Annotated in this window: 20 protein-coding genes; 3 read left to right on the top strand and 17 right to left on the bottom strand. The window is 55.2% G+C overall.

What is annotated here, in order from left to right:
• From phnN to KQJ18_RS07930, 14 genes are all read right to left on the bottom strand, one after another.
• Positions 1-268: ribose 1,5-bisphosphokinase (phnN, locus tag KQJ18_RS07995; protein WP_216421795.1), on the bottom strand; the 268-nt coding region annotated here is incomplete at its 3' end.
• A 2-nt stretch (positions 269-270) separates the two neighbouring features.
• Entirely contained in the window at positions 271-1407 is a 1137-nt protein-coding gene (gene phnM, locus KQJ18_RS07990) for an alpha-D-ribose 1-methylphosphonate 5-triphosphate diphosphatase (RefSeq protein ID WP_038636374.1), read from the bottom strand.
• On the bottom strand, positions 1404-2084 hold the full coding sequence (phnL, locus tag KQJ18_RS07985; protein ID WP_069325130.1) for a phosphonate C-P lyase system protein PhnL: 681 nt from the start codon (positions 2082-2084) through the stop codon (positions 1404-1406). The genes phnM and phnL overlap by 4 nt, the downstream gene beginning before the upstream one ends.
• A gap of 107 nt (positions 2085-2191) precedes the next feature.
• A complete protein-coding gene (gene phnK / locus KQJ18_RS07980; RefSeq protein WP_038636380.1) occupies positions 2192-2950 on the bottom strand; it encodes a phosphonate C-P lyase system protein PhnK in 759 nt (252 codons plus the stop codon).
• A complete protein-coding gene (phnJ, locus tag KQJ18_RS07975; RefSeq protein ID WP_230592289.1) occupies positions 2947-3738 on the bottom strand; it encodes an alpha-D-ribose 1-methylphosphonate 5-phosphate C-P-lyase PhnJ in 792 nt (263 codons plus the stop codon). Before phnJ ends, phnK begins: the two co-directional genes overlap by 4 nt.
• 46 nt (positions 3739-3784) lie before the next feature.
• Positions 3785-4852, bottom strand: a complete 1068-nt coding sequence (locus KQJ18_RS07970; RefSeq protein ID WP_204578800.1) for a carbon-phosphorus lyase complex subunit PhnI — start codon at positions 4850-4852, stop codon at positions 3785-3787.
• A complete protein-coding gene (gene phnH / locus KQJ18_RS07965) occupies positions 4852-5436 on the bottom strand; it encodes a phosphonate C-P lyase system protein PhnH (RefSeq protein WP_003031824.1) in 585 nt (194 codons plus the stop codon). Before phnH ends, KQJ18_RS07970 begins: the two co-directional genes overlap by 1 nt.
• The gene (gene phnG, locus KQJ18_RS07960) at positions 5433-5885 is read right to left on the bottom strand and encodes a phosphonate C-P lyase system protein PhnG (protein ID WP_110496201.1); all 453 of its coding nucleotides are present in this window, start codon (positions 5883-5885) and stop codon (positions 5433-5435) included. The genes phnH and phnG overlap by 4 nt, the downstream gene beginning before the upstream one ends.
• Positions 5886-6611: a phosphonate metabolism transcriptional regulator PhnF gene (phnF, locus tag KQJ18_RS07955; protein ID WP_121529854.1), complete on the bottom strand. Its 726-nt coding sequence runs from the start codon at positions 6609-6611 to the stop codon at positions 5886-5888. It abuts the gene before it with no gap.
• Positions 6612-6631: 20 nt separating this feature from the next.
• The gene (phnE, locus tag KQJ18_RS07950; protein WP_216421794.1) at positions 6632-7411 is read right to left on the bottom strand and encodes a phosphonate ABC transporter, permease protein PhnE; all 780 of its coding nucleotides are present in this window, start codon (positions 7409-7411) and stop codon (positions 6632-6634) included.
• 80 nt (positions 7412-7491) lie between these two features.
• A complete protein-coding gene (gene phnD / locus KQJ18_RS07945) occupies positions 7492-8508 on the bottom strand; it encodes a phosphonate ABC transporter substrate-binding protein (RefSeq protein ID WP_038636405.1) in 1017 nt (338 codons plus the stop codon).
• Positions 8509-8531: 23 nt separating this feature from the next.
• Positions 8532-9320, bottom strand: a complete 789-nt coding sequence (gene phnC / locus KQJ18_RS07940; RefSeq protein ID WP_038636408.1) for a phosphonate ABC transporter ATP-binding protein — start codon at positions 9318-9320, stop codon at positions 8532-8534.
• A gap of 132 nt (positions 9321-9452) precedes the next feature.
• Positions 9453-9899: a VOC family metalloprotein YjdN gene (yjdN, locus tag KQJ18_RS07935; RefSeq protein WP_038636411.1), complete on the bottom strand. Its 447-nt coding sequence runs from the start codon at positions 9897-9899 to the stop codon at positions 9453-9455.
• 139 nt (positions 9900-10038) lie between these two features.
• Positions 10039-10374, bottom strand: a complete 336-nt coding sequence (locus KQJ18_RS07930; RefSeq protein ID WP_137350604.1) for a zinc ribbon domain-containing protein YjdM — start codon at positions 10372-10374, stop codon at positions 10039-10041.
• Positions 10375-10912: 538 nt separating this feature from the next.
• Here KQJ18_RS07930 and crfC point away from each other — a divergent pair.
• Together crfC and KQJ18_RS07920 are read left to right on the top strand one after the other, a co-directional pair.
• Positions 10913-13270 carry a clamp-binding protein CrfC gene (gene crfC / locus KQJ18_RS07925; protein ID WP_121529856.1) on the top strand — a complete coding sequence of 786 codons (2358 nt, stop codon included), beginning with the start codon at positions 10913-10915 and terminating at the stop codon, positions 13268-13270.
• Complete coding sequence (locus KQJ18_RS07920) at positions 13267-14160, top strand: diguanylate cyclase regulator RdcB family protein (RefSeq protein ID WP_069325135.1); 894 nt, start codon at positions 13267-13269, stop codon at positions 14158-14160. The genes crfC and KQJ18_RS07920 overlap by 4 nt, the downstream gene beginning before the upstream one ends.
• Positions 14161-14190: 30 nt before the next feature.
• Here the strand turns inward: KQJ18_RS07920 and kdgT are convergent, their stop codons facing one another.
• A complete protein-coding gene (gene kdgT, locus KQJ18_RS07915; RefSeq protein WP_216421793.1) occupies positions 14191-15189 on the bottom strand; it encodes a 2-keto-3-deoxygluconate transporter in 999 nt (332 codons plus the stop codon).
• 699 nt (positions 15190-15888) lie between these two features.
• Between kdgT and proP the strand changes: the two genes are divergently transcribed.
• Positions 15889-17391: a glycine betaine/L-proline transporter ProP gene (gene proP, locus KQJ18_RS07910; protein ID WP_216421792.1), complete on the top strand. Its 1503-nt coding sequence runs from the start codon at positions 15889-15891 to the stop codon at positions 17389-17391.
• A gap of 236 nt (positions 17392-17627) precedes the next feature.
• Here the strand turns inward: proP and pmrB are convergent, their stop codons facing one another.
• Entirely contained in the window at positions 17628-18710 is a 1083-nt protein-coding gene (gene pmrB / locus KQJ18_RS07900) for a two-component system sensor histidine kinase PmrB (protein ID WP_038636424.1), read from the bottom strand.
• On the bottom strand, positions 18711-19379 hold the full coding sequence (pmrA, locus tag KQJ18_RS07895) for a two-component system response regulator PmrA (RefSeq protein WP_038636427.1): 669 nt from the start codon (positions 19377-19379) through the stop codon (positions 18711-18713).
• Between the last annotated feature and the right edge of the window lies 1 nt (position 19380).

Below are 19380 nucleotides of genomic sequence, written 5' to 3'. Positions count from 1 at the left end.
AACCGGCGTGCAGCCAGAGGTCAATCTCCACGCCCACGCCGTAGTAGAAGCCGTTTGCATGCCAGCTCAGCGCCAGCAGATTCTGCCCGGCGCGGGTAAAAAACTCTTGTTCGCTCAGCGCAATATGGTTTTCATTCCCGGCGTTGGCGGCGCGGGTGATGTATCGATGCGCCACCAGCAGTTGCGCGGGTTCCTGCAGGCGGAGTTCCGCCAGCAGACTGTCCTTACCAGAGCCGGATGGCCCCATCAGCCAGATCAGTTTCCCCATAGTCAGAATACCCTTTTGCCCTGACGCCAGACGTGGTCGATATGGATGTTGCCGCCTTTGCGATGTGCCAGCACCAGATCCGCCCGTTTACCTTCGGCAACAACGCCGCGATCATCGAGATTCAATGCCCGCGCCGGATTGCGGGTCACCAGACGAATCGCCTGCGGCAGTGTAAAGCGGTTGGCGTCGTCATCCGCTACGCGAAATGCCGCGTCGAGCAGGCTGGCGGGGTAGTAATCGGAGGAGAGAATATCCAGTAACCCCAGCTCAGCCAGCTTATGCGCCGCCACATTGCCGGAATGAGACCCTCCGCGCACGATGTTTGGCGCGCCCATCAGCACGTTCATTCCGTGCTGGCGCGAGGCTTCAGCCGCCGCGAAAGTGGTAGGAAATTCGGCGATTACGCTGCCAAGTTGGTGCGATTCCAGCACATGTTCGCTGGTGGCATCGTCATGGCTCGCCAGCGCGATATTACGTTCGCGGCAAAGCTGGGCGATGGCGTTACGATTGGGCTGCGACCAGCGTGCGGCGAGGGCCAACTGTTCTTCTTCATAGCGGGCCATCTGCTCGTCGGTGAGCGAATATTTGCCCTGATAATACTCGCGGTACTTTTCTCGATTGGCGAACTGGCGCTGGCCCGGCGAATGATCCATCAGTGAAACCAGCGTCACCGGCTCGCGCCCGACCAGTTTTTCAAACAGCGGCAGGGTGGTGTGGTGCGGCAGTTCGCAGCGCAGATGCAGGCGGTGTTCGGCGCGATTGACCCCGCGTTTTTGCGTCTCTTCCACGGCGTTGATCATCTTCTCCAGATTTTCCAGCCGATCGCCGCCGTCGCGCACGTCGCCAATCGCCACCGCGTCCAGCACGGTAGTAATGCCGCTGGCGACCATTAGCGCGTCATGGCTGCTCATCGCCGAGTGGGCAGGCCAGTCGACCTTCGGGCGCGGGGTGAAGAATTTATCCAGATTATCGGTATGCAGCTCAATCAACCCTGGCAGCAGCCAGCCGCCTTCGCCGTCTAAAGCCTCCGGCAGACGGCTCTGGGTTTCGGCAAAGGCGCGAATAACCCCGCCCGCAATTTCCAGCGATCCTTGCACCACGTCATCTTCCAGAACCAGCTTTACATTGTTGATAATCATGCTGTTGTTCCCATCAGGTGCAGACGGTCCGCTACGCGGTCGCGCACGGTTTGATCGTGAAAAATACCGACAATGGCTGCGCCGCGGGCTTTCGCCTCTTCAATCAACGCCACCACGGCAGCGCTGTTTTTGGCGTCCAATGAGGCGGTCGGCTCATCGAGCAGCAGAATAGGGTAATCGACGATAAACCCACGGGCGATGTTGACGCGCTGCTGTTCGCCACCGGAAAAGGTCGATGGCGCCAGGTGCCACAGGCGTTCCGGTACGTTGAGACGCGTTAACAGGCTGGCGGCTTTCGCGGCGCATTCTTCACGGGATACGCCGAGATCCAGCAGCGGCTGCATCACCACATCCAGGGCGCAGACACGGGGGATCACGCGCAGGAACTGGCTCACCCAGCCGATGGTTGAACGGCGAACTTCCAGCACTTTGCGCGCCGGGGCCTGCACCAGATCGACCCATTCATCGCTGTGGCGAATGTGGATGTGCCCTTCATCCGGCAGGTAGTTGGCGTACAGCGAACGCAGCAACGTGGATTTACCGCTGCCCGAGTGACCGTGCAGCACCACGCATTCGCCGCTTTTCACTGCCAGAGTGGCGTTTTGCAGCACTGGCAGACGTACGCCGTTTTGCTGGTGGAGCACGAAGGTTTTACTGACATTTTCAACGCGAATCATTTTTGCCTCGAGATTTTTTGCCGGATGGCGGCTGCGCCTTATCCGGCCTACAAAAGTGCGATCCAGGTAGGCCCGATAAGCGCAGCGCCATCGGGCACAACAAAAAATCAGTTCTGCAATACGGACGACACCAATAACTGGGTATACGGATGATGCGGATCGTCGAGCACGCGGTCGGTTAACCCACTTTCCACCACCTGACCCTGTTTCATCACCAGCAAACGGTCCGCCAGCAGACGCGCCACGCCCAGATCGTGGGTGACAATCACCACCGCCAGATCCAGTTCCACCACCAGGCCGCGCAGCAGATCCAGCAGTTTGGCCTGTACCGATACGTCCAGCCCGCCGGTGGGTTCATCCATAAACACCAGCTTCGGGTGGGTGACGAGGTTACGGGCGATCTGCAGGCGTTGCTGCATGCCGCCGGAGAAGGTGGTCGGCAGGTCGTCGATACGCGAGGCGGGGATCTCCACCTCCTCCAGCCAACGCTGCGCGGTGGCGCGAATGTCACCATAGTGGCGCGCGCCGGTGGCCATCAGGCGTTCGCCGATATTGCCGCCTGCGGAAACCTGACGGCGCAGGCCATCCAGCGGATGCTGATGCACCACGCCCCACTCGGTGCGCAGCAGACGGCGGCGGTCGGCTTCGTTCATGTCGTACAACGAACGGTTCTGATACAAAATTTCACCGTTCTGTGGCGTCAGACGTGAAGAGATTGATTTCAGTAGGGTGGTTTTGCCGGAACCGGACTCGCCGACGATACCCAGCACTTCACCAGGCCACAGGTCAAACGAGACGTCGCTGAAGCCTTTGCCCGGCGCGTAGAGATGAGTCAGGTTGTTGACTGAAAGCAGCGGTTGCGTCATTTGCTGAGAGCCTCGCTCTGTTGGCGGCAGTAGTCGGTGTCGGAACAGACAAACATGCGTTTGCCGGTGTCATCGAGCACCACTTCATCGAGATAGCTGTGGGTAGAGCCGCAGATGGCGCAAGGCTCATCCCAGCTCTGCACGGTAAACGGGTGATCGTCGAAATCGAGGCTCTCTACGCGGGTGTAAGGTGGAACGGCATAGATGCGCTTTTCACGACCAGCGCCAAACAGTTGCAGGGCCGGCATCATGTCCATCTTCGGATTGTCGAATTTCGGGATGGGCGACGGGTCCATGACGTAGCGGTTATTGACCTTCACCGGATAGGCGTAGGTCGTGGCGATATGGCCGAAGCGGGCGATATCTTCATACAGTTTCACCTGCATGATGCCGTACTCTTCCAGCGCGTGCATGGTGCGGGTTTCCGTTTCACGCGGTTCAATAAAGCGCAGCGGCTCGGGGATTGGCACCTGGAAGATGATTATCTGATCTTCCACCAAGGGTGTTTCCGGGATGCGGTGGCGGGTCTGGATCAGCGTGGCGTCTTCGGTACGTTCCGTCGTCGCCACGCCCGTCACGCGTTTGAAGAAATTGCGGATCGACACGGCGTTGGTGGTGTCGTCCGCGCCCTGGTCAATCACCTTCAGCACGTCCGGTTCGCCAATCACGCTGGCGGTAAGCTGAATGCCGCCCGTGCCCCAGCCGTAGGGCATCGGCATTTCACGTCCGCCAAATGGGACCTGATAGCCGGGGATGGCTACCGCTTTCAGAATGGCGCGGCGGATCATGCGTTTGGTCTGTTCATCAAGATACGCAAAGTTGTAGCCGGAGAGGTTAGCGGTCACGGGCGGCCTCCTGTTGCAGGCGTTTGAGCAGTTCCAGTTCGGCCTGGAAATCGACGTAATGGGGGAGCTTGAGGTGCGATACAAAACCCGCCGCCTCGACGTTATCCGCATGTGCCAGCACGAACTCTTCGTCCTGCGCCGGTCCCGTGACCGTTTCATCGTATTCGGCCGCCTGTAAGGCACGGTCCACCAGCGCCATCGCCATCGCTTTACGTTCGCTCATGCCGAACACCAGCCCGTAGCCGCGGGTAAAATGGGGAGATTCGTTCTCTGGCGCGACAAAGCCGTTGACCATTTCACACTCCGTCATCAGCAGTTCGCCGACGTTCACCGCAAATCCCAGCTCTTCCGGTACGGTTTCCAGCGCGACGTAGCCGCTGCGGATCTCGGCGGCAAACGGGTGGTTGCGTCCGTAACCGCGTTGGGTGGAGTAGGCCAGTGCCAACAGATAGCCCTCGTCGCCGCGCATCAGCTGTTGCAGGCGTGAGGCACGCGAGCACGGGTAAACCGGCGGCGTGCGAGTGATATCGTCGGGTGCGTCGCCGTTATCTTCTTCGCGTTTTGCCAGCCCCTGGTTTGCCAGCAGGGAAAAGACGTGCGGGGAGGCATCCTGCGTGTTATCCGCGCAGCGCAGCGGCGGCGTTTCACCATTGGCCAGCAGGGTAAAATCCAGCAGGCGATGGGTGTAATCGTAGGTTGGACCTAACAGTTGCCCGCCGGGAATGTCCTTGTAGACCGCGGAGATTCGGCGTTCAAGGCGCATTTCCGCACTGTTTATCGGTTCGCTGACTGCCACCTTTGCCAACGTCGTGCGATAGGCGCGCAGCAAAAAGATGGCTTCGACGTTATCGCCGCTGGCCTGCTTTAGCGCCAGCGCCGCCAGTTCGCGGTCGGCGATGCCGCCTTCGGTCATCACCCGATCGACGGCCAGGTTCATCTGCTGTTCGATTTGCGCGACGCTCAGTTCGGCAATGGTCTCCTCGCCCCGGCGTCGGTTTTCCTGCAGGGCGTGGGCGCTGGCTATCGCCTTTTCGCCCCCTTTGACAGCGACGTACATCAGCACACCTCCACATGAGTCGTTCGCGGAATAGCCAGCAGGCGTTCGCCGCAGGTGAGGATCAGATCGACCCCCAGCGGGAACGGATGCGGGCGTTCGGTGAGTTCGTGAATCAGGCATTCCGGCAGCTGCGGCGCGATCATGCGTTCCTCGGCGATACCGGCGCCTGTCAGACGCAGCATACGTCCGCCGCTTAAGCCAGAGACCTGAACAATCAGCGTGGCGCTGGTCTCTGGCGCGACGGCGGAACCGGCGGAGAGGGCGTTTAGCTGTTCGCTGCTGATGCGTTCGTCGGCGACAGCAAATGCCGCCAGCTGTGGCTGATCCACCAGCGGCGCGTTGGTATGAAAACGCAGATTCTGCCGGGCAATATCGTTATCCATCGACGGTGCCAGCCAGACCGGCGTGTCGCCATCAACCAGCGTCAGCAGCACGCTGGTGGTTGCCAGGCCCAGCGGCTGCCAGCCATGTTTCAGTTGATGCAGGGCGACGATCACGCCCGGTTCACTCATGGCTTTCAGCAGGCGACGAAAGCTCTGCTGCGCATCCTGAACGGGTAAATTAAAAGCGGTTTGTAAGGTCATGCGTTATCTCCGCGTACCAGCGTGAAGAAGTCGACCCGGCTGGCGTTGATTTCGGCACGGCGTGCGCTAATCAGCGCATCGCGTTCCGCTTCCAGCGGGACAATCAAGGTTTCCATTAAGCTTTGGAAATGCGTTTGTTCCTGCAGCAGGGCGTCAATTACCGCGCACTGCTCGGCATGGTGTTTGTTACGTCCCAGCAGGTAGCTGTAACCCAGCGTGCCGCTCGTCAGGCGCACCACCGCGCGGGTGAGCGTGGTGTCGCCAGCAAAGAAGCGATTGCCGGTACCGCCCATGCGGGCCTGGATTTGCATCAGTCCGCATTCCGGTGCGCGGATAAGTTCATAGTCCGGCGTCAGTTTGAGCGCGTTGATGCGGGCGTTCAGCGCATCGGCATTGCTGTAAGCCAGCGCGCGCATCCAGCGCTGGCGGGTGGCGGTATCGAAATGCATTCAGTGCTCCATAGTGAATTCGATCATGTCGGCGCGGGTCAGGCTGACGGAGTATTCCGCCGCCTGCTCTTCGCCTTCACGGTGGTTCAGGGTGCGCACGCACAGCAGCGGCGCCATGTTGGGGATTTCCAGCACCTTGCTCTCTTTGGCCTGGGCCCGGCGGGCGCTGATGCGTGTTTGCGTGCGCAGGAGCGTCAGACCGGACTGTTCGCGTAAGTAGTCATGCAACGAACCGCTGGTAAAGCCCTGCATAAGCGGCCACAGCGTGAGGTCGGAAAAATAGTGGTCGATTTGGCACAGGGCGATGCCGTTAACCCGGCGAAGAGTGCGCAGGTGAATCACGTTGTCGCCTTCGTTAATGCTGAGCGCGTCGGCAATATGGCTGGAGGCCGGGCGCAGCACCGCCAGCAGTTTTTCGCTGGTGGGGTGGCTACCCTGGTCCAGCAGGTTCTGACTGAAACGCGCCTGGGCATTGAGCGGGTAATCAAACGGGCGCATCAGCACCAGCACGCCGACGCCCTGGCGACGTTGAACCCAACCGCGCTCAACCAACTGGTCAATGGCGCGGCGCAGGGTGTGGCGATTCACCTCGTAGCGCGCGGCAAGCTGCTGCTCGGCGGGCAGATAGTCCCCACAGCGATAATGTTGACGAAGCTCCTGCTCAAGTCTCGCGGCAATTTCCTGATAACGCGTTGGATAACTGGTCGGATGTGTAGACAAGTGCATAGCAATCAATGCCTCGTTAATCAGATAAAGTGCTTACGCAAACGCTGGGAAAGGAAATCCAGCAGGCTGACGGTGACGATGATTAACACCATCAGGGCGCAGGTTTGCTGGAACTGGAAGCCGCGGATCGCCTCCCATAAGGTCACGCCGATACCGCCTGCGCCCACCATGCCGACCACCGTGGCCGAGCGAACGTTGGACTCAAAACGGTACAGCGAGTAGGAGATCAGCAGCGGCATCACCTGCGGCAAAACGCCGTAGAGGATCTCTTCAATTTTGTTGGCCCCGGTGGCGCGAATGCCTTCTACCGGACCCGGTTCAATGGCTTCTACCGCTTCGGAAAGCAGCTTGGAGAGCACCCCGGTAGTGTGGATAAATAGCGCCATCATCCCGGCGAACGGACCTAAGCCGACGGCGACCACGAACAGCATGGCGAAGACCATTTCGTTGATGGCGCGGCAGGCGTCCATCGCTCTGCGCATCGGCTGGTAAATCCACCACGGCACGAGGTTATCGGCGCACATCAGGCCGAAAGGAATCGACAGCACCACGGCGAGGGCGGTACCCCAGACGGCGATTTGCAGGGTGACGGCCATTTCACCGAGATAGTCCTGCCACTGGCTGAAGTCCGGCGGGAAGAAGTCGGCGGCGAAGGTCGCCATATTGCCGGAATCCTGGATCAGCGTGAGCGGAGCCATTTCGGCACCTTTCCACGAGACCACCAACACGGCGAGAAGAATGGCCCAGCTCAGTAGCGAGAACCAGCTACGTTTGGGCGGGGCGACGGTGATGGTTTGCATGTTTAGCTCCGTTGGTACGTGTGTTTGCGTGGTAGGCCGGATGGCGCTGCGCTTATCCGGCCTACAATCCGGTCTACAAATCACTGCACCGCTTTGGTGACGCTGGTCATAGCGCCCAGCGCGGCGGTCAGACGGTCCAGATCGTCGAGCTGCGCTTTCAGCGCCGAGGTTTTGCTGGCTTTCTGTTCCTCGTTCAGCCCTTTGTTGTCCTTCACGCCCTGCATCTCTTTAAACAGCGCCAGTTGACGAATTGGCACCAGTTGCAGGTCGCTGGAGGCACGGAACGGCGCCCAGCCCAGGCGTTCAAGTACGGTTTTCTGTTCCGGCGTTTTGCCGTAGTTCATAAAGAAGTCGTACACCTTGTCCTTGGTGGTTTCGGAGAGGTTTTTACGCCAGACGATCGGATCGCCCGGGATCAGCGGTGACTTCCAGATCACCTTCAGTTCTTTCAGTTTTTCCGGTGCGGAAGTTTTCAGTTTGTCGAGGTTTTCGGTGTTGTTGGTGGCGACATCGACCTGCTTGTTGGCAACGGCCAGCGCGTTGGTTTCGTGTCCGGCGTTAACGGTGCGTTTGAAATCACTGGCGGAGATGTTGTTTTTGGCGAAGACGTAGTAACCGGGGACGAGGAAGCCGGACGTGGAGTTGGGATCGCCGTTGCCGAAGGTCAGATCTTTACGTTTGGCGATCAGATCGTTCAGGTTGTTGATCGGACTGTCTTTGTTAACGATCAACACGCTCCAGTACCCCGGGGATCCGTCGGCGGCGACGGTCTGGGCAAACACTTGTCCGTTAGCGCGATCCACCGCTTCCATTGCCGAGAGGTTGCCGTACCAGGCGATATCGACTTTGTTAAAGCGCATTCCCTGGATGATCCCGGCGTAGTCCGGGGCGAAGAAGGCGTTCACTTTTACACCCAGTGACTTTTCCATGTCCTTCAGGAACGGTTCCCACTGCGGCTTCAGGTTTTGCTGTGATTCGGTCGAAATAATGCCAAAGTTCAGCGCTTTTTCCTGCTCTTCGGCATGGACCGGGCTGAGCAGGGTGCTGAGACTAAACATGCTGGTAAAGGCCAGCGCGGCAACTGTCTTATAGCTCATTTCCATTCCTCATTGTGGGGATGTCAGGCAGCCTGCGCGTTCTGTTCGACGCGGTTCATGCTGCGGTAGAGATGGTCAAAACGATCGTTATCAAAATGCTGGCTGCTGCCGTCAAAGAAGACATTGCCCTGGCGCAGCGCGACGATGCGTTCGCAATAGCGCAGGGCGTAATCCACCTGGTGCAGCGTGACGACCACGGTGATGCCGTCGGTCTGATTAATGTCGCGCAGGGTATCCATTACGATGCGTGCGGATTCCGGGTCCAGCGAGGCAATAGGCTCGTCGGCCAGGATCACTTTGGCCTGCTGCATCAGCGCCCGGGCGATAGCGACGCGCTGCTGTTGCCCGCCCGAAAGCGTGGAAACGCGCTGATACGCAAAGTGCGCCATGCCAACGCGGGTCAGCGCCTGGAGCGCGCGCTGTTTCTGCTCCTGACTGAACCAGCTAAAACAGGTGCGCCAGAATGGCGTGCTGCCGAGCGCGCCAATCAGGACGTTCTCCAGTACCGTCAGACGGTTAACCAGATTGAACTGCTGGAAGATATAGCCGGTGTGGGCGCGACTTTGGCGGATATCGCGTGCCAGCCGACCTTCGTGTTGGACGGTGCGACCCAACAGCTCAACATGGCTACCGGGCGATTTATCCCCGGTGATCAAACCGCTTAAATGACGTAAAAGGGTGGATTTGCCGGAGCCAGACGGCCCAAGCAGAGCCACCATCTCACCGGAACAGATGCTCAGATCAACCGCATTGAGCGCCTGATGCTGGTTGAAGGATTTGGAGAGTTTCTCGACGCGGATAATCGTTTGCATGATGCGGCCTCCCTAAAAAAGTGGCCCCATCGTGGCGGATCAATGTGACGTTTTCGTTAAGGGATGGTTACTCAACAATGAAGAGTTGAGCGATTTTTGATGACAGTACGGGAGGACAAGCCTCCCGTTGGATTACTCGGTAGGTTGCTGCTGTTTGACGACGTTGATCATCCACGGTACGCCATACTGGTCGCTCACTTTACCAAAACCGTGGGCCCAGAAGGTTTCCTGCCAGTCCATTTCGATTTTTCCGTTTGCCGCGAGGTTATCAAACCAGCGCTTGCCTTCGTCGACATTTTGCGTGTCGAGCACCAGCGTAAAGCCAGAGTAGTGGGCATTTCCATCGGGGGCGCTATCGCTCATCATAATGTCGCTGCCCGCAACGCGCAGGTTGGCGTGGGCGATAGCGGTATCGGGGAATTTCATTCCTGAAGGGCAACCTTCTTCACTGTCCTGCGCCGATTTGGGCATTTCACCGAAGTTGATTTTGTAGAGCAGCTCGGCGCCTAATGTTTTTTGGTAGTAGGCGATGGCGTCTGCGCAGTTGCCTGCAAAGGAGATATAGGGACTTAACGGCATGATCTTTACCTCAGGTAAAAGAAACCAGTTAAGTGTAGTTAGCGTCTGCAAAAATAAACCAGGCGGGAAGTATGAGCTTCCCGCCTGGCAGATGAGCTGACACAGGCCTGATTAGCGCAGCGCCATCAGGCAATTTGCATCAGTTCTTTTTCACAAACTCTGATTTCAGCTTCATTGGGCCAAAGCCATCGATTTTGCAATCGATGTTGTGATCGCCTTCCACCAGACGAATGTTTTTTACTTTGGTACCGATCTTCAGCATTGAAGAGCTACCTTTTACCTTCAGGTCTTTCACTATGGTAACGCTGTCGCCGTCGGCCAGCAGGTTGCCGTTAGCATCTTTAACGATAAGTTCGTCACTGTCCTGAGCCGGTTCAGCATCGTTCCATTCGTGAGCGCATTCCGGGCAGATGAACATGCCGTTATCTTCGTAAGTGTATTCGGAGTTGCATTGTGGGCAGTGTGGTAATGACATGTGGATTTCCTCAAAAGTCAGCAGGGGCAAATGCGCCCAAAAAATGGCAGATTGCCGAAAAAGGCCGCAATTATACATAAAATCCCTGCTTTTGTCGGGACTACTGCGCGATAAAGCAAAATGATCTGCTGTAAAGATCCTTTGCTTTCACAGCAATGAAGTATGGCGCAATATTTTTTAAGGGAAATTGCTACGCCAGGTTATTTAAGATAAGGTGAGGCGAAATAACTGATATTTATAGGTAACACCGCTTACGGGTGTCTACGTCCTGATGGTTGAATATCTCCTGCCCCCTTAATTTTAGTAGGGGAATTCAGCGGGTATTCTTTAAAACTGAACTACGCTGTTTATCTTTCTTACTTATTACATAAGTGAGAGGCATCAGGCCAGCGGTTATATGCCAAATTTATTTTAATAATATCAATTGGTTGTTTTGATTTTAATTATTTCCACACGTAATTATAAAAGCCGAAAATCTATAAATAAAACGATTAGGCTAAATAAAAGTAATGCCATTTGCGTTAAGGAAAAATTTTCCATGCACACACAGACAATATATGAATTAAGTCAGGAAGCTGAACGCTTGCTGATGCTCTCTCTTGAACATCTCCGGCAATTACAAAAATTGCCCATCACGTCGTTGGATGATGTCGCGCTGCAACATGGAGAGCATAGCAGACAGGTTGTTCAGCCCCTGCATTTCAGCGCGCGTGGTATGGATGCCCAGCAGGCGACGCTTAATAATGAGCTGCGCAAGATTACGCGTCTGGAAATGGTGCTGGCCATCGTTGGCACCATGAAAGCGGGAAAATCGACGACGATTAACGCAATTGTCGGCACAGAAGTTTTACCTAATCGTAATCGTCCGATGACGGCGTTACCGACGCTTATTCGCCATACGCCGGGGCAGAAAGAGCCGGTACTGCATTTTTCGCATGTCGCGCCGATCGAAGCCTTAATGAAGGTTTTACAGCAGCGCATGCGGGCATGCGATCGCCAGCGTCTTACGCAGACGCTGGAAATTGATAAGGATATGAACGTCCTGCTGCAGCATATTGAAAACGGCGTGGCATTTGAACGGTATTATCTTGGCGCACAGCCTATTTTCCATTGTCTTAAAAGCCTGAATGACCTGGTGCGTTTGTCAAAAGCGCTGGAGGCTGATTTTCCTTTTGCCGCTTATGCCGCGATTGAGCATATTCCGGTTATCGAGGTCGAATTTGTCCATTTGGCCGGACAGGCAAGCTATCCGGGGCAATTAACGCTGCTGGATACGCCGGGGCCGAACGAGGCCGGACAACCGCACTTACAAAAAATGCTGAATGAACAGCTGGCGCGGGCTTCTGCGGTCCTGGCGGTAATGGATTACACCCAACTGAAGTCGATTTCTGATGAGGAAGTCCGTCGGGCGATTATGGCGGTCGGGAAAACAGTGCCGCTGTACGCGCTGGTTAACAAATTCGATCAGAAAGACCGCAACAGTGATGATGAAGAGCAGGTGCGGGCTTTGATTTCCGGCACGCTGATGCAAGGCGGAATCACCCCTGAACGAATCTATCCGGTTTCCTCGATGTGGGGCTATCTGGCGAACAGAGCGCGTCATGAGCTAACCACCCGCGGGCGGTTGCCGGATCATCAGGTGCAACGCTGGGTACAGGATTTTGCCGAAGCGGCGCTGGGCAGGCGCTGGCGTACCACCGATCTTGAGGATACGGAGCACATCCGTCATGCCGCCGATTTACTGTGGGAAGATTCGCTGTTTGAGCAGCCGATTCAGAACGTGATTCATGCCGCTCACGCCAATGCTTCGCTGTATGCGTTACGTTCCGCGTCGCATAAGTTATTGAACTATGCGCAAAGCGCGCACGAATATCTGGAGTTTCGCGCCCACGGATTAACGGTGGCCTATGAAAAACTGCGGCTGAACATTACGCATATTGAAGAGGATATGCAGCAGTTACAGGTAAGTCAGGGGCGAGTGAGCGATGAAGTTAACCATGAAGTAGAACTGGCGCTCGCATCTGCCGCGACCTATCTCAATGAGCAACAGACTGAGATTCTGTGCGGCATCAATACGTTTTTTGTCAAAGAAAACGTCCTGATGATGTCACCGCACGGCCAGGGATCAGGCGCTATAACGGCTGAAATGGCGGGTGAAATGCTGGTGCTGCATGACGAAGGGCAGGCAAAAATCGTCTTAGATAAAATGCGCTCGTCCTGTGAAGGGGTATTGCTGGCAGCCCAGGAGAGTATTAGCCGGGATTTAGCGCTACGTTTTGAGCAGCTTGAGTCGACCCTGTCCCGGGCACTCAATGACGCTATGCGGCCTATTGAATTGCGGGTGAAAGAGGAGCTGAATCACGCCGGATTTCGTGCGCGGATTCGTTTTCCGGCCTTTCATGCGGCGATGTTTAATTTTAATACCCGCCAGCTATTTAATGAGGCTATTGAACAGGATATTCCGGCGGAAAATACGTCGTCTACTGGCGGTGTGGTGCGTGACACTTTCTCCCGTTGGCTGAATCAACCCAACTGGGGATGGAATGATTACGTCGAAACAAAAACGCGTTATCTCATTGATATGGGCGCGCTGCACAAGAGCCTTGTGCATTACGTTACCCAGTTTTGCCAACAAATTCGTAAAGCTTTGGTTGCTCAGGTCGATATTTCCGTTACGGCAGGCATGGCCACGTTTTTTGCTGATTTTTCGCTGTGTCTGGCGCAATTACAGGCGAGCCTGCGTGAGAGCCTGACCCTGCGCCAGCAAAATGAGTCTGCGGTGAATGCGTTGAATGAACAATTACAGCATCGCATTACGACGGCGGCATGGCTTTTTGAAGATTCCCGCTTGCTGCGCGACGATATCAACACCCTTTTTGCAACTGAGCACACATGACTAACGTGTTACTGGAAGGCCCCGGGCGGACGCTGGAGTGTGTCTACCCGAAGTTTATGGTCGATCTGGTTCAAGGAGATGAAACCAAACGTTCCGGCGGTTTTCTGCAACAGCAGCAGCGGCTGCGTGCGCGCCTGACGCAGGAGGTGCTATCCCAGACGCAACTGCGGGCGTGGGTGATGGCGGGAGTGTCCAGCGAGCATCTGGTGATGCGTCTGAAGCTGGTGGAGAAGTTGGCGGGCATGATCGACCCGGGCCATCTGGCGCTGGTGCGCATCGCCGAACGGCTAATGTTTTTGCAACAGACCGAACATCCGCGGGGGCTGTCCACCCCCGGTCTCATACAGCAGATAAATTCGCTTACGGACTGGTTCACTCAACGCGGCGCGTATAAAGAGAAGGCATTGACGCAACGCGGCCTGACGGTTCAGGCGGGCGAACACAGCGAGCAAATTTTTACCCGGTGGCGGGCTGGGGCGTATGACGGCTGGTCGTTACCCGGACGCTGTTTTGTCGCGCTGGAAGAACTGCGCTGGGGAGCTTTTGGTGACGCCTGCCGATTAGCGAATGCCGATGTGGTCTCAATGCTTAAAGACAATCTGCGCATCATGGCTGCTCAGACGCTGGCAGACAGCGTGAATGCGGCGCCCGCTACGCGTCATTATTATCATCATTGGCTCAGCGCGCCGACGGTTGGCGGCTCGGGCGAGCACAACGATATGTTGAGTTGGTTAGGCGACTGGTGTGATGCGCAGCGCCATCCGGTGAGCTGGTCGGTGACGCAGCGATGGCAGAATGTGGCGTTGGGAATGCCGCGATTGTGTTCGGCGAAACGGCTGGCTGATGCGATGGTTGAGGAGATTTTTGCACCGTCCCCACTCATCAATTGAGCAGGGGCGGTCAGTGGGGCTAAGGCAGAGTTAGTGGTGCAGAGAGTCTGCCGGGGTAGCCGCCGTCTCGTTGGCGACCAGGTTTTTATTAAAGCGTTTGGCATACAGCGCGGTGATAATTGGCACCAAAATGGCGGTGACAATCACGCTGGCGGCGACCAGCGCTGTGGCGGAGGCGGCAACCGGTTCAAATGCCGGGTTAATCTGGGCGATAATCACCGGGTTTGCCACCGCAGCGCCTGCCGCAGAAGAGGCTGCCACACCTGCCGTACCGTTCCCGCCACCGATAACGCGGTCAGCAATAATCAGCGGGATACCGGTGATAACGATAACCGCGACGCCCAGCAGAATACCCAACAGACCGGTATCAACGATGACGCTCAGGTTAATGGTGTTGCCCAGCGCAAAGCCGAAGAACGGGATCAGCACCGGCGTGGCTTTGCTGAAGAAAGAACGCAGATCGTGATCCAGATTACCCAGCGTAAAGCCAATCAGGAACGGTAATACCGCGCCGATAAAATGGTGTGGCTCGAAGGAGGCCAGGCCCGCTGAACCAAGGATCACCATCGTCATCAACGGACCGGATTCCAGAGACATCAACACAAATGCGCCGGACTCTTCTTTCGTTCCGTACTGGTTCATCAGGCTGGCGTACAGACCACCGTTGGTCATATCCATCGCGGAAACAATTGCCAGTACCGAAAGTCCCGCAAAGAACCCGGTTTGAATACCGGTATCAGGAATAAATGACGCGACTATCATTGCCACTACCCACGCCACGGCTATTTTGGTGATAACCAGCGTACCGGACTTCCGTAATACTGTACCGGTTGCCCGTAAATCAATAGATGCGCCAATACAAAAAAACCACACCGCCAGAATAGGCACCGTTCCGCTGATCATACCTTTGGTAAACGAACCGAAATACGCGCCAGTATCGGGAGCCAAGGTATTTAACACTGCGCCTAATAACAGGGGAATCAACATCATTCCGCCGGGGATGCGTTCAATCGTGGCTTTAATTTTCATAAACGTCCTCATATCTTGTCGCAGGCACTATATGCGCAAGGAGTTAAGAATTAATAAATTCAAATGGTTACTAAAATTTCTTAACAAAGGTAATCGCTATCTCTTTGTTTTATAGAATCTAACGCGGCATACGTTGAGCATGTTGCTGCTCCCAGGGATATTGCGTCTGGAATTAGTTTGCATTCATGGGAACGTTGATTCAATCAAAATAAAACGATGTTTTAGTTATCTTCATCACATATTCCGCGCAAAAGTTCTCAAGCGCTGTGATTATTAAAAAAGCTGTGATCTTTTTGTGAAGGGATTAGGTGATTTTTTTGCTAGCAGAATAATAGTGACCGCTGTGATTGTTGGCGCAATAAAGCGATTTATTCTTGTATTTAATTGTCAGTAAATCGCAAGCATGACATGTAAAAAAGCTGACTCAGAATGACCTTATTTACGCAGGTTGACGAAATGAAATACCATGTGTGAAGTTGATCACAAATTTAAACACTGTTAGGGTAAAGAGGTCATTAACCGCCCAATCAGGCGTCAACAGGTTCGGTTGTACTGCTCGTTTCCAGCCAGTGTAAGTAAACCTGCTACGCTTGTTACAGGGATTGCGTCTGTGCATTCCCCGCTCGGCGATGACCTTAGCGCATGTTGCGTTAGGAGCGTCGAACTGTGCGCGACAGGGCTAAGTCTAAGAGGACTGGTATGCTAAAAAGGAAAAAAATAAAACCCATTACGCTGCGCGATGTCACCATCATTGATGACGGAAAATTGCGAAAAGCCATTACCGCGGCGTCGTTAGGTAATGCGATGGAGTGGTTTGATTTTGGTGTTTATGGGTTTGTTGCTTACGCATTAGGTAAAGTGTTCTTCCCGGGGGCTGACCCCAGCGTGCAGATGGTTGCCGCGCTCGCCACCTTCTCTGTTCCCTTTCTGATTCGACCGCTTGGCGGATTGTTCTTCGGTATGCTCGGCGATAAATACGGTCGTCAGAAGATCCTCGCTATCACCATTGTGATTATGTCGATCAGTACCTTCTGTATCGGTCTTATTCCCTCGTATGCCACGATTGGTATCTGGGCGCCGATTCTGCTGTTGCTGTGTAAGATGGCACAGGGATTCTCGGTCGGCGGAGAGTACACCGGGGCGTCGATTTTTGTCGCGGAATATTCGCCTGACCGTAAGCGTGGATTTATGGGTAGCTGGCTGGACTTCGGTTCGATCGCCGGGTTTGTGCTGGGCGCGGGCGTGGTGGTTCTGATTTCAACCATTGTCGGCGAGGCAAATTTCCTTGAGTGGGGCTGGCGTATTCCGTTCTTCCTGGCGCTGCCGTTAGGGCTGATTGGTCTGTATCTGCGTCATGCGCTGGAAGAGACGCCGGCGTTCCAGCAGCACGTTGATAAACTGGAACAGGGCGACCGCGAGGGCCTGCAGGAAGGTCCGAAGGTTTCGTTTAAAGAGATTGCGACCAAACACTGGCGTAGCCTGCTGGCGTGTATCGGTCTGGTGATTGCCACCAACGTTACCTATTACATGCTGCTCACCTATATGCCGAGCTATCTGTCGCATAACCTGCATTACTCTGAAGACCACGGCGTGTTGATTATTATCGCCATCATGATTGGTATGCTGTTTGTGCAGCCGGTGATGGGTCTGCTCAGTGACCGCTTCGGTCGTCGCCCGTTTGTGATTATGGGCAGTATTGCGCTGTTTGTGCTGGCCATTCCGGCATTTATCCTGATTAACAGTAATGTCATCGGCCTGATTTTTGCCGGGCTGCTGATGCTGGCGGTGATCCTCAACTGCTTTACCGGGGTGATGGCGTCAACGTTACCGGCGATGTTCCCGACGCATATTCGTTATAGCGCGTTGGCGGCGGCATTTAATATCTCGGTCCTGGTTGCGGGTCTGACGCCGACCCTGGCTGCCTGGCTGGTGGAAAGTTCGCAGAATCTGATGATGCCTGCTTACTACCTGATGGTGATTGCGGTGGTTGGTTTAATTACCGGTATCACCATGAAAGAGACCGCAAATAAGCCACTGAAAGGGGCGACGCCTGCCGCTTCGGATATTCAGGAAGCGAAAGAGATCCTTGGTGAGCACTACGATAACATCGAGCATAAAATCGAAGATATCGATCAGGAAATTGCGGAATTGCAGCTTAAGCGTTCGCGTCTGGTGCAGCAGCATCCGCGTATTGATGAGTAATCAGCTTTCAGGCCTGCGGGTAGCGTTGTACTCAGTAGGCCGGATAAGGCGCCAACTGCCATCCGGCGCATTATGTTGATCTATCACAGCGACTTAAGGTTGGCTTAATATCCTTCAGGCAAACTCTCCTCCATAGTTTCGGAGGAGAGTGTCATGAAAACCCGCATTTATGAAAGTTTAACTGCCCTGTGTAGCGTGCTGATCGTCAGCAGCTTTTTGTACGTATGGGTGAGTTCTTACTGAGCTTTCGCTAATTCCACCCAGGCGCGAGTGCCGCTCGTTCCCTGACGATTCTGCAAATAGAAATGCCCGTGATGTAGCTGGGTGATCCGACTGACAATGCTCAGCCCCAGCCCAATGCCGCCAAAACGGCTGTCCATCCGTACAAACGCTTTGCTTAACTCCCCGCATTTACTTTCATCAATGCCTGGACCTTCATCTTCGACGGCCATGACGGCATCATGTTCGGTATTCAGGCCGATCGTAATAGTAGTGCCTTCCGGGCTGTAACGGTGGGCGTTCTCTACCAGATTGCGCAGCAGCATGCGTAACAGCGTTGCGTCGCCACGTACGACAACGTCCGCCGCGCTTTGCGGGAGGAGCAGCGTCTGCTGGCGCTGGTCCAGCATGGTGCTGAGTTCGTCATAGGAGGGCAGAATCACGTCCTCCAGCAGTTTGACATGTTGGTAGCTTCCGGCCGAAAACGACTGCCCGACGCGGGCGAGTTGCAGCAGTTGCGACACGCTGTCCATCATTTGGTCAAGGCGGGCAATTAACGGCGAAACGTCGACTTTATGGGTTTTGGATAATAATTCCAGATGCAGGCGAACGCCTGACAGCGGCGTGCGCAGTTCGTGGGCGACATCGGCGGTAAATAAGCGTTCGTTTTCGATAGTGGTGGTCAGCCGCGTCACCAGCTCGTTGAGCGCTGAGACGACCGCCTGTATCTCAACGGTTGAACTGTGAATTTCAATGGGGGCCAGGTTATCGGCTGCCCGCGCTTCTAACTCTTTTTGCAGATCCGCCAGCGGGCGAGTAATACGTCGCACAGCCTGGTAGCAAATCAGCAGCGTCAGGCTGACCATAAAGATGCCGGGGACGATCAGGCTGGCGATGGCCTCGCGGATCTCATGCATGATGTGGCGATCGTTGTTACGGTTATCGCGCAGCGCCTGCTCGAATAACTGTATTTGCTCAGTACTTTCGTGCCACAACCAGAAGGTGCTAATGAGTTGAAAGACCAACAGAATTAGACCTATCGTCAGTATTAACCGTTGGCGAAGAGGGAGCGGTCGTTTTAGATATTGCAGCAGCTTCACTTAGCTTTCCTCAGTGGCGACCAGCATATAGCCAAATCCCCTGACCGTGCGGATACGTGATTTCCCCACTTTATCGCGCAGATTATGGATGTGGACTTCCAGCGTATTGGTCGACGGTTCGTTATCCCAACTGTAGATGTCGTTATACAGAATTTCCCGGTGAACCGGACTGCCAGCCTTGAGCATCAGGCGCGACAGGAGCGCGTATTCTTTCGGCGTTAAGATAATCTCTTGCCCGTCCATCCACACCTGGCGACGACCGATATTCAGCGTCAGGTTACTGACAATTAACTCACTTTCACCCTGATTGTTATGACGACGCAGCAGCGCCCGGATGCGGGCGTGCAGTTCTTCCAGCGCGAACGGTTTGACCAGATAGTCATCTGCACCCACGTCCAGCCCGCTGACCCGGTCTTTCACCGTATCGCGGGCGGTGAGGATAAGCACAGGTACGGTGTATTTTTTCTGCCTGATCCGGTTCAGGAAGTGCAGACCGTCTTCATCCGGTAAGCCGAGATCCAGAACCACCAGACTGTAATGTCCGGTCTCCAGGCATTGTTCCGCTGCCCGGGCGGTTGATACGCCGTCGCAGGCATAGCCTTCTGTTTGCGCGGCGAGTATCAGTCCCTGTAATAACAACGTATCGTCTTCAACAATCAGAATTTTCATT

Source organism: Citrobacter sp. S55_ASV_140, from assembly GCF_018919505.1.
GTDB lineage: Bacteria > Pseudomonadota > Gammaproteobacteria > Enterobacterales > Enterobacteriaceae > Citrobacter > Citrobacter werkmanii.
Note: the sequence above shows the minus strand (reverse complement) of the source record. Positions and strands in the feature narration are given on the sequence as shown.